Origin of the sequence: Umezawaea sp. (assembly GCF_036375055.1) — a bacterium.
Classification (GTDB): Bacteria; Actinomycetota; Actinomycetes; order Mycobacteriales; family Pseudonocardiaceae; genus Umezawaea.
Genome location: NZ_DASUSQ010000079.1, coordinates 1 through 10,108 on the forward strand (window position 1 = coordinate 1; position 10,108 = coordinate 10,108).

10 protein-coding genes and 1 rRNA gene are annotated in these 10,108 nt (G+C 72.1%); 3 read left to right on the top strand and 8 right to left on the bottom strand.

All coding sequences use genetic code 11. The features are described 5' to 3' along the window. A 5S ribosomal RNA gene (rrf, locus tag VFZ92_RS21620) occupies positions 1-113 on the top strand; the annotation flags it as partial. Between the two features lie 263 nt (positions 114-376). On the opposite strand, the gene VFZ92_RS21625 is transcribed toward rrf, so the two are convergent. From VFZ92_RS21625 to uraH, 8 genes are all read right to left on the bottom strand, one after another. Then, positions 377-757 carry an allophanate hydrolase-related protein gene (locus VFZ92_RS21625; RefSeq protein WP_330877816.1) on the bottom strand — a complete coding sequence of 127 codons (381 nt, stop codon included), beginning with the start codon at positions 755-757 and terminating at the stop codon, positions 377-379. A 13-nt stretch (positions 758-770) separates the two neighbouring features. Continuing rightward, on the bottom strand, positions 771-2,192 hold the full coding sequence (locus VFZ92_RS21630) for an NCS2 family permease (protein WP_330877817.1): 1,422 nt from the start codon (positions 2,190-2,192) through the stop codon (positions 771-773). 105 nt (positions 2,193-2,297) lie between these two features. Continuing rightward, the gene (locus tag VFZ92_RS21635; RefSeq protein WP_330877818.1) at positions 2,298-2,780 is read right to left on the bottom strand and encodes a nucleoside deaminase; all 483 of its coding nucleotides are present in this window, start codon (positions 2,778-2,780) and stop codon (positions 2,298-2,300) included. Positions 2,781-2,849: 69 nt separating this feature from the next. After that, positions 2,850-5,075, bottom strand: a complete 2,226-nt coding sequence (locus tag VFZ92_RS21640; RefSeq protein ID WP_330877819.1) for a xanthine dehydrogenase family protein molybdopterin-binding subunit — start codon at positions 5,073-5,075, stop codon at positions 2,850-2,852. Continuing rightward, entirely contained in the window at positions 5,072-6,427 is a 1,356-nt protein-coding gene (locus VFZ92_RS21645) for an 8-oxoguanine deaminase (RefSeq protein ID WP_330877820.1), read from the bottom strand. The genes VFZ92_RS21640 and VFZ92_RS21645 overlap by 4 nt, the downstream gene beginning before the upstream one ends. Then, positions 6,424-6,885: a (2Fe-2S)-binding protein gene (locus VFZ92_RS21650; protein WP_330877821.1), complete on the bottom strand. Its 462-nt coding sequence runs from the start codon at positions 6,883-6,885 to the stop codon at positions 6,424-6,426. The genes VFZ92_RS21645 and VFZ92_RS21650 overlap by 4 nt, the downstream gene beginning before the upstream one ends. Continuing rightward, entirely contained in the window at positions 6,876-7,748 is an 873-nt protein-coding gene (locus tag VFZ92_RS21655) for a xanthine dehydrogenase family protein subunit M (RefSeq protein WP_330877822.1), read from the bottom strand. Before VFZ92_RS21655 ends, VFZ92_RS21650 begins: the two co-directional genes overlap by 10 nt. After that, a complete protein-coding gene (uraH, locus tag VFZ92_RS21660; RefSeq protein WP_330877823.1) occupies positions 7,748-8,047 on the bottom strand; it encodes a hydroxyisourate hydrolase in 300 nt (99 codons plus the stop codon). Before uraH ends, VFZ92_RS21655 begins: the two co-directional genes overlap by 1 nt. 140 nt (positions 8,048-8,187) lie before the next feature. On the opposite strand from uraH, the gene VFZ92_RS21665 reads away from it, so the two are divergent. Then, positions 8,188-9,687, top strand: a complete 1,500-nt coding sequence (locus VFZ92_RS21665; RefSeq protein ID WP_330877824.1) for a PucR family transcriptional regulator — start codon at positions 8,188-8,190, stop codon at positions 9,685-9,687. A 10-nt stretch (positions 9,688-9,697) separates the two neighbouring features. Further along, on the top strand, positions 9,698-10,081 hold the full coding sequence (locus VFZ92_RS21670) for a hypothetical protein (RefSeq protein WP_330877825.1): 384 nt from the start codon (positions 9,698-9,700) through the stop codon (positions 10,079-10,081). The last annotated feature ends 27 nt before the right edge of the window (positions 10,082-10,108 follow it).

Here is a 10,108-nt window from a genome sequence, read left to right on the forward strand (position 1 = left end):
GCAGTCATAGCGGAGGGGAAACACCCGGTCCCATTCCGAACCCGGTAGTTAAGCCCTCCTGCGCCGATGGTACTGCACTGGTGACGGTGTGGGAGAGTAGGTCGCTGCGGGACAATTTTTCCCTCAGGGGGAGTTCCTTTACGGGACTCCCCCTGAGGGCTTTGTGCGTTCGGCGGGGCGGGGGTCGCCTGGTGGTGAGGACCCCCCGATTCACAAGTTAGCGGAGAGGTCCGACAGTTTTGGGGCGTGTGCCGCACGGAGGTGGGTGGTCGGCCGACCCCTCATCCTGCCGACCACCTCACGTCCGCGGTCCTCTCCACCCCCAGCGGCGAGGCTCTCACCAGGTCTAGAGCGGTGGGGAGCACGCGGGATACGTTCAGGGTCGGTTCTTCCCACCCAGGTAGGCGTGCCAATCACCTATGTGGGTGATGTCCAGCAGTTCTCGACCGCCCAGGTAGGCGTCGCGCAGGACGGTGGCCAGGCAGGCGGCGCCGTCCTCCAGTTCGATGACGCCGATCTCCAGCTCCGGCGGCTCGGCGGGGAGCAGGTGGTCGCGCAGGACGGTGAGGGGGAGGTCGTAGACCTCGCCCACGACGCTGCCCGTGCCTGACCGGTGCATGGCCGGGAAGCGGTCGCCGACGGAGAAGTAGCGGTACCTGGGTGCGCTGCGCGCGACGCACAGCATCGGGGTGCCCTGGAGTTGCGGGTGGAGCGGGCCGCCGCGCATCCCGCCGCCGTTGAGGAAGATCAGTGCCACGGTGCCTCCTGGGTCAGCGGAGCAGAGCGGTGATGGCCTCTACGCCGAAGTAGAGGACGAACAGTCCGGCGATGCTGGTCATGATCCAGCCGATCTCGCGCCACTGGCCCTTGCAGACCTTGATGAGCACGTAGGAGATGAGGCCCGCGCCGATGCCGTTCGTGATCGAGTAGGTGAACGGGATGAGCGCGGCCGTGAGGAACACCGGGATGGTGTAGTCCGGCTCGTGCCACGGGATGCGGCGGACCTGCGCCATCATCAGCCCGCCGATGACGACCAGCGCCGGTGCCGCCGCCTGGGCGGGCACCACCGCCGCGAGTGGCGTGAACAGCAGGGTCGCGGTGAGCATCACACCGGTGACGACGCTGGCCAGACCGGTCCTGGCGCCCTCGCCGACGCCCGCCGCGGACTCCAGGAAGACGGTGTTCGGCGAGGAGCCCGTGACGCCGCCCGCGATGGCTCCCGCGCCGTCGACCAGCAGGATGCGCCCCATCCCCTCGACCTTGCCGTCCTTGGTGAGGCCCGCCTCGTCGGAGACGCTGGTGATGGTGCCCATCGCGTCGAAGAACCCCGACAGCACCAGCGTGAACAGGAACACCGTCGCGCTGATCGCACCCGCCGAGGCGAAGCCGCCGAACAGGTCGACCTGCCCGAACAGGCTGAAGTCGGGTGCGGCGACGACGCTGTCGGGCACGGTCGGCTCGACCAGGCCCCAGCCCTCCACGGGGAAGGCGGCGTTCACCGCGACGGCCATCAGGGTCGCCGTGCCGATGCTGATCAGCACGGCACCGGGGACGCCGCGGCTCATCAGGACGATCATCAGCAGCAGACCCACGGCGAACACGACGATCGGCCAACCGACCAGGTGCCCGTCCACGCCCATCCGAACGGGCACCGTCGAGTGGGCCGCGTCGGGGGTTCGGGTGACGAACCCCGCGCTGACCAGGCCGACGAAGGCGATGTACAGGCCGATGCCGACGGTGATGGCGATCTTGAGCGGGGCGGGGACGGCGTTGATGATCCGTTCCCGCACACCGGAGACGGCCATGGCGACGATGCAGAGCCCTTCCAGCACCACCAGGCCGAACGCCTGGGCCCACGTCATCGTCGGGGCCATCTGGAACGCGACCACGCCGTTGACGCCCAAACCCGCCGCGAGGGCCAGCGGGGCGTTGCCGACGAGACCCATCAGGACGGTCATCACGCCCGCGGCCAGCGCGGTCGCGGTCGTCACCTGCTCGATCGACAGGCGGGCGCCGGTGATGTCGGCGGACGCCCCGAGGATCAGCGGGTTGAGCAATACGATGTACGACATCGCCACGAAGGTGGTGATCCCACCGCGTACTTCGCGGCCGAGGGTGCTCCCGCGTTCACCAACGCGGAAGAACCGGTCGAGGGGTGTTCGTGCGGGGATGTCATTCCTCAGCTGGGTCATGACGTCCTTCCCATGCCGGTGGGCGCGTCCGGCGGGGCCCGTGCTTGCCGGCCTCGGCCCCGTCGGACGCGTTTCGTCGTTGCTGCTCCGGTCAGCAGCGGCCCTCTAGTAGTCGACGCGGTCGGGGCGGGACAGCCACGCCTCGAACGGCGCGTTGTCCACGTCCGTGCTGACGCGGTCGACGGGCAGGCTCCACTCCTCCCTCGGCTTGCCGAACAGCTCGTAGAACTCGCGGTCGTCGAACCCGGCCGCCGCCGCGTCGTCGCGGTCCGCGGCGAACACCACCCGCTCCACCCGCGCCCACAGGGCCGCCGAGAGGCACAGCGGGCACGGTTCGCACGACGACACGAGCACGCAGCCGGTGAGCTTGAAGTCGCCGATCGTCTGGCAGGCGGCGCGGATCGCGACCACCTCGGCGTGCGCGGTGGGGTCGAGCAGCGGGGTGACCTGGTTGGTGCCGGTGGCGATGACCTCGCCCGCGCGGACGATCACCGCGCCGAACGGGCCGCCACCGTCGGCGACGTTCTTCGTCGCCAGTTCGATGGCGTCGCGCAGCCAGGCCTGGTCGGTGGATGTCGGGGTGGTCATGTCGGTGCTCCTTGGGCGTGCTCGTCCACGCCGCCACCGGTGGGCAGCGACGTGGACGGAGGGCGGGGACTAGGTTCCGGTGATGTGCTCGGGCCGGACCGGCACGCGGGTGAGCGCCAGCCCGGTCGCGGCCCTGATGGCGGCCACGATGGCCGGGGTGGACGAGATGGTGGGCGGTTCGCCGACGCCGCGGACGCCGTAGGGCGCGTTGGGGTCGGCCAGTTCCAGGACGTCGATGCTCATCGGCGGCATGTCGAGCACGGTCGGGATCAGGTAGTCGGTGAACGACGGGTTGCGCACCTCGCCGCCCGCGGTCTGGATCTCCTCCATGACGGCCAACCCCAGGCCCTGCGCGGAACCGCCCTGGATCTGGCCCAGCACGGCCTGCGGGTTCAGCGCGTTGCCGACGTCCTGCGCGCAGTCCAGCTCGACCACCTTCACCAGGCCCAGCTCCACGTCCACGTCGACGACCGCGCGGTGCGCCGCGAAGCCGTACTGCACGTGGGCGTTGCCCTGACCCGTCTCCGGGTCCAGCGGCTCGGTCGCGCGGTGCCGCCACTCGACCGTCTCGTCGACCACGTCGTCGCCGACCAGTTCGGCCAGGTCCACCTCGGACAGGTCACGACCGCCGGCGAGCTTGGTCAGCTTGTCCCGCACGGCCACGCAGGCCGCCCTGACCGCGCCACCGGTGACGTAGGTCTGGCGGGACGCGGACGTGGAGCCGCCGTTGCCGATGCTGGTGTCCATCGGCAGGATCGTCACGCGCTGCACGCCGAGTTCGGTGCGCACGATCTGCTGCATGATCGTCACCAGGCCCTGGCCGACCTCGCACGCCGCCGTGTGGGCGAGCGCGACGAGTTCACCGCCGATGACCTGGACGCGCACGCGGGCCGTCGAGTAGTCGTCGTAGCCCTCGGAGAAGCAGACGTTCTTGATGCCGACGGCGTAGCCGACCCCGCGCACGACACCTTCGCCGTGCGTGGTGTTCGAGACACCACCGGGCATCGAGCGCAGGTCGAGCGTCGCGGACACGGGCGGCAGCGGCTTGTCCTTGACCAGCTTCAGCAGCTGCGCCACCGGGGCCGCGGAGTCGACGACCTGACCGGTCGGCATCACCGAGCCCTCGGTCATCGCGTTCGCGATCCGCACGTCGACCGGGTCCATGCCCAGCTCCGCCGCCAGCTTGTCCATTTGGGACTCGTAGGCGAAACCCGCTTGCACGGCCCCGAATCCGCGCATCGCGCCGCACGGCGGGTTGTTGGTGTACAGGCCGTAGCAGTCGATCGTCACGTTGTCGACCTCGTACGGGCCGACGCCGAGCGTGGCCGCGTTCGCGACGACCGCGCCGGTGCTGGACGCGTACGCGCCGCCGTCGAGGAAGATCCTCGCCTTGACGTACACCAGCTTCCCGTCACGGGTGGCGCCGTGCTCGTAGTGCAGCACCGCGGGGTGGCGGTGCACGTGGCCGTAGAACGACTCCTCGCGGTTGTAGACCATCTTCACCGGCTTGCGGGTGTGCAGCGCCAGCATGCAGGCGTGCACCTGCATCGACAGGTCCTCGCGACCGCCGAACGCGCCGCCGACACCGGACAGCGTGAGCCGCACCCTGTCCAGCGGCATCCCCAGCGCCGACGCGATCTGGCCCTGGTCGACGTGCAGCCACTGCGTGGCGATGTACAGGTCGACGCCGCCGTCCTCGGCGGGCACCGCGAGACCGGACTCCGGCCCGAGGAAGGCCTGGTCCTGCATGCCGACCTCGTACCGGCCGGTCACCACGACGTCGGCGGTCGGGGATTGGTCGCCGCGGCGGATCGGCACGTGCCGCACGAGGTTGCCGCCGGGGTGCAGCGGGGTCTCGTCGGCCGCGGTCTCCATGTCCACCACGGGTTCCAGGACCTCGTACTCGACCCTGATCCGCTTCATCGCGCGGGTCGCGGTCTCCGGGTGGTCGGCACCGACGAGCGCGACCGCCTCTCCCTGGTAGCGCACGACGTCGATCGCCAGCACGGGCTGGTCCTTGTGCTCCAGGCCGTACAGGTTCGTGCCCGGCACGTCCTCGTGGGTCAGCACGGCGTGCACGCCGGGCACCTTCAGCGCCTCGGTGACGTCGATCGACACGATCCGCGCGTACGGGTGGGGGCTGCGCAGCGTCGAACCCCACACCATGTCCTGGTGCCACAGGTCGGAGGCGTAGGCGAACTCCCCGCGCACCTTGAGGTTGCCGTCCGGGCGCTGGGGGCTGGCGCCGATGCCACCGGTGACGCTGGAGGTGAGTTCCGCGGGGGTCAGGCTCATTTCGACACCTCGATCAACTTCGCGCTGGCGGCTGTGAGTTCACGGGCGAGGTCGTCGGCCGGTGCGGTGCGGAGTTCGCCGTCGGCGACCACCGTCCTGCCGCCGACCAGCAGCAGCCTCAACGGCGGCTGCGGGCCGAACACCAGCGCCGCCACCGGATCGGTGATGCCCGCGTGGTCGACGCCGTCGAGCCGCCACAGCGCCAGGTCGGCGAGCTTGCCCGGTTCGATCGAGCCGATCTCGTCCTCGCGGCCGAGGCAGCGGGCGCCACCCATGGTGGCCATCCACAGGGCTTGGCGGAACGTCATGGCCTTCGGGCCGCCGCGCTGGCGGGCCTGCACGACCGACTGGCGCAGCTCCGCGACCAGGCCACCGTCCTCGTTGGACGCGGCCCCGTCGACCCCGAGGCCGACCGGCGCGCCCGCGTCCAACAGGTCGCGGACCGGGGCGGTGCCGGTGCCCAGGCGCCCGTTGGACGTCGGGCAGTGCGCCGACCCGGTGCCCGTCGCACCCAGCCGCTTCACGGCGTCGCCGGACAGGTGCACGGTGTGCGCGAGCCACACGTCGTCGCCGAGCCAGCCGAGGCGTTCGGCGTACTCGGTGGGCGTGCAGCCGTTCTCGGCCTGGCACTGCTCCTCCTCGTCGACCGTCTCGGCGAGGTGGGTGTGCAGCCGAACCCCCTTGCGGCGGGCCAGCTCCGCGGCGCCGGTCATCAGCTCGGGGCTGACGGAGAACGGCGAGCACGGGCCGACGGCCACCCGGATGAGCGACGACCGCGCCGGGTCGTGGTGGTCCTCGATCGCCTTCTCGGTGGCGACCAGCGCGGCCTCGGTGTCCTCGACCAGGTTGTCCGGCGGGAGCCCGCCGTGCGACTGCCCGCGGTCCATCGAGCCGCGGACGGCGTGCAGCCGGATGCCGATCCGCCCGCCCGCGCCGACGAGCGCGTCGAACTGGTCGCCGCCCTCGCTCGGGAACACGTAGTGGTGGTCCGCGGCGGTCGTGCAGCCGGTCACCGCGAGCCGGGCCAGACCGGCGGACGCGGCGGCGTGCGTGATGCCCGCGTCCAGGCCGCGCCACACCGGGTACAGCTCGGTCAACCACTCGAACAGGGTCGCGTCCTGCGCGAAGCCCCTGGTGGCCCACTGGTAGAGGTGGTGGTGGGTGTTGACCAGGCCGGGCGTGAGCAGGCAGCCGGAGCCGTCGACGTAGGTGTGCGGACCGGTCTGGGCGGGCGCGGGGCCCGCGCCGACGGACCGGATGGTGTCGCCGTTCACGACCACGTGGCCGTACGCGTGCTCGGTGCCCGCGGCGTCCACGGTGGACACCGCGACCCGGTCGACGACGGTGATCATCGGCGGGCCGCCGCGAGCCGCACGGCGTCCAGGATCTTCTCGTACCCCGTGCAGCGGCACAGGTTCCCGGCCAGCGCCTCGCGGATCTCCGGGTCGGTCGGGCGCGGCACGCGGTCGAGCAGGTCGTGCGCCGCGACCACGAGACCGGGCGTGCAGAACCCGCACTGCACCGCGCCCGCCTCCACGAAGGCCTCCTGGACGGGGTCGAGCCGGTCGCCGTCGGCCAGGCCCTCGACCGTGCGGACCTCGCGGTCCTGCACCTGGCCCGCCGCGACGAGGCACGCGCACACCGGCACGTCGTCCAGGTACACCGTGCACGACCCGCACTCGCCCTGCTCGCAGGCGTTCTTCGACCCCGGCAGACCCAGCCGCTCGCGCAGCACGAACAGCAGGCTCTCGCCCTCCCAGACGTCGTCGGCCTGCCGCTGCTCGCCGTTGACGGTCACGTTCACGCGCATTCGCGGGTCTCCTTGCCCAGGTGGTCCTGCCACGCCCAGCCCAGCGTCCTGCGGGCGAGCACGGCCAGTGCGTGCTTGCGGTACGCGGCGCTGCCGCGCACGTCGTCGATCGGGCTCGCGGCCTCCGCCACCAGTTCGCCGAACCGGCGCTTCACCGAGTCCAGCAGCGGCTTCGGCGCGTCCCAGTCCAGCTCGCCCGCCAGGAACTCCTCGGCGGACGTGGCGCGCCGGGGCGTCGGAGCGGCCGAGCCGACCGCCGCGCCGACGCGCCTCTCGGCGGGGTGCAGCGCGATGGCGAACGAGCACACCGCGATCACCATGGCGTTGCGGGTGCCGACCTTCGCGAACTGCTCCGGTCCCGGCGCCGCGTTCAGGTGCACGGCGGCGATCAGCTCGTCGGGCTCCAGCGCGTTGCGCTTCACCCCGAGGTAGAAGTCGGTGGCCGGGATCATCCTGGTGCCGCGCGTGGAGGCGACCTCGACGACCGCGTCACCCGCCAGCAGCACGGGGTGCGTGTCACCGGCGGGGGAGGCCGCGCCCAGGTTGCCGCCGACCGTGCCGCGGTTGCGGATCTGCGGCGACCCGACCGTGCGCGACGCCATCGCGAGCCCCGGCAACTGCGCGCCGAGCTGCTCGATGACCCGCGTGTACGGCACACCGGAGCCGAGGCGGATCCCGTCGTCGGTGGTCGACCACCCGCGCAGCTCGGCGATCCGGGTCAGGTCGAGCAGCGCGGGCGGCCTGCGGTGGTCGAAGTTCAGCTCCACCATCACGTCCGTGCCGCCCGCGATGGGCACGGCGTCGGGCCGCTCGGCCTTGAGGGCCAGCGCCTCGGCGAAGGTGTCAGGGCGAAGGAAGTCCATCAGCTGCCTCTGTAGGTGGAGTACGCGAACGGGGACAACAGCAGCGGCACGTGGTAGTGCTCGGCCGGGTCGGCCACGTGGAACGTCAGCACGACCTCGGGGAAGAACGGCGCGACGGCCCCGGTGTCGAACACCAGCCGGTAGACGCCGACCTCGGTCGCGTCCCAGCCGGTGATCCGACCGTCCGGGCCGGTCTCCCCGTTCGACACGAGCGTCCCGTCGGCGCGTTCGAGCCGCACGGCCAGCCCGGTGGCGGGCCTGCCGCGCTGCGCGTCCAGCACGTGGGTGGAGATCGTCACTCGCCCTCCAATCGGTGTGTGAGCCAGTACACAGAGGAGGGCCGCGGAACGGCTACGGCAGGGCGCATGAAGCCAAGGCTCCTACAGACGGGGCGGTTGTGCTTTCCTACAAACTCGATCGGACGACGGAGGTGACCGTGGTGCACGTGCGTGCCCTGCTCGGGATGCCGGAGCTGCGGTTGCGCCTGAGGTCCGGCGACGAGCTGTTGGACCGGCCCGTGACCAGGCTTTACGGCACTGAACTACCCGATCCGGCCAGGTACCTCTCCGGAGGTGAGCTGGTGCTCTCCGGGTTGCTGTGGCATCGGGAACCCGAAGATTGTGAAGTGTTCGTCTCCTCTCTCGCCCACGCGGGCGTGGCGGCCCTGGCGGCCAGCGAGGCGGAGTCGCGGGAGCTGCCCCGCGCGCTGCTGGAGGCGTGCAGGAGGCACCACGTGCCGCTGCTGGAGGTCCCCGTCGACCTGTCGTTCGCGGTCATCACCGAGCGCGTGGTGCTCGAACTGGCCGCCGAGCGGATCGGCGACGCGGGCACGCTGCTCGGGCGGCACCGGCGGCTGCTGACCGCGGTCCCGGAGGGCCTGCCCGCACTGGTCGAGGCGGGCGCGCGGGAGCTGGGCACGACCTGCTCGGTGCTGTCCACGACCGGCAGGCTCGTCGCGGGAGCCGAGGTGGAGCAGCCCGCCGCGCTGGTGCGGGACTTCCTGCGCGCCGACCGGCTGCCCCGCGTCGTGCGCGGCACGACCCTGCTGCCCGTGGCCGAACGCGGCGGCGGCAGGCTGACGAACTGGGTCCTCGCCGTGCGGGGGGACCTGTCGCACGACGAGATCGCCGCCGAACTGGCCAGCCTCGTCGCGCTGGAACGCTCGCGGATCGCCCAGGGCCGGGTGATCGAGAACCGCGCCGCCGGACCCCTGCTGCGGCTCGTGCTGGACGGCTCGGCCGGACCGGGTGAACTGCGGTCGCGGGTGTCGGCGGCGGGCTTCGACCCGGACGCGCCGCTGCGGGTGCTGGCGCTGTCGACGTCCGACCGCCGCACCGACCTCGCCGCGGCCGTGCTGGAGGAGCTGGTCGCGCAGATCGCCCCGCGCGCACTGGTCGCGGTGGTCGGCTCGGAGGTGTACGCCGTGACCTCCGCCGGTGCCGACCACCCCGCCGACGTCGCGCGGATGGCGTTGCGCGCACTGGAACCCGGCCTCGACTCGACCCGGCTGCTGGTCGGGATCAGCTCACCGGTCGGCGTCGCCGGACTGCGCGGCGCGCTGGAGGAGGCGTCGCACGCCCGACGCCTCGGCGAGGCGCGGACCGGCCGCACCTGCGTGGTGGCGGGCGAGGAGATCGCGCTGCACCAGCTGCTCCTGGCCGGTGTGCCCGAGGAGCTGCGCGCCTCGGTGCGCACGCGGCTGCTGGGCGCCGTGCTCGACTACGACGCCGAGCACGGCACGGACCTGCTCGGCACGCTGCGGGTGTTCCTCGACGACTCGGGCTCGTGGACCACGGCCGCGGCGAAGCTGCACGTGCACGTGAACACCCTGCGGTACCGGATGGGGCGGGTGGAGGACCTGCTCGGCGTGGACCTCGGCCACTTCGCCACCCGCGTGGACCTGTACCTGGCCCTCCAAGCGGGGCCCCCGGCGACGTAGACTCCCGGGTGTGGCCGAGGTTCCGGTGGAGAACCTGGTGTTGTACGCCGCGGTGGTGACCACACCGGTCGTGCTGGGCTGGGCCGTCATCGCGGCCCCGAGGCTGGTGCGACGGCTCCGGCGGCGCTCGCCCGCGCCACCGTCCGGGCCGTCGATCGAACAGGTGTCAGCGGACCTGCGGCGCGTGCACCGGATCCTCGCGGGGTACGAGGCGGGCACCCCGGTGGCCCGCCGCCGCGGCGCGCGGGAGGCGTACGACGCGCTGCTGGTCCAGGCGTGCCGGGCCGTGGAGGTCGAACACCGCCTCGACTCGCTCCCCGAGGGCGTGGACCGCGAACTGGAACGGCTGCGCGTCGAGGAATCCCTGCGGGCGGCCGGACTCGCCATCCCGTGAACGGCCGTGGAGGAGCCCGCACTGGCG

Bases quoted from the DNA above. Each gene is read 5' to 3' on its own strand.
- VFZ92_RS21630 (WP_330877817.1), bottom strand. From the start codon at position 2,192: ATGACCCAGCTGAGGAATGACATCCCCGCACGAACACCCCTCGACCGG.
- VFZ92_RS21635 (WP_330877818.1), bottom strand. From the start codon at position 2,780: ATGACCACCCCGACATCCACCGACCAGGCCTGGCTGCGCGACGCCATC.
- VFZ92_RS21640 (WP_330877819.1), bottom strand. From the start codon at position 5,075: ATGAGCCTGACCCCCGCGGAACTCACCTCCAGCGTCACCGGTGGCATC.
- VFZ92_RS21645 (WP_330877820.1), bottom strand. From the start codon at position 6,427: ATGATCACCGTCGTCGACCGGGTCGCGGTGTCCACCGTGGACGCCGCG.
- VFZ92_RS21650 (WP_330877821.1), bottom strand. From the start codon at position 6,885: ATGCGCGTGAACGTGACCGTCAACGGCGAGCAGCGGCAGGCCGACGAC.
- VFZ92_RS21655 (WP_330877822.1), bottom strand. From the start codon at position 7,748: ATGGACTTCCTTCGCCCTGACACCTTCGCCGAGGCGCTGGCCCTCAAG.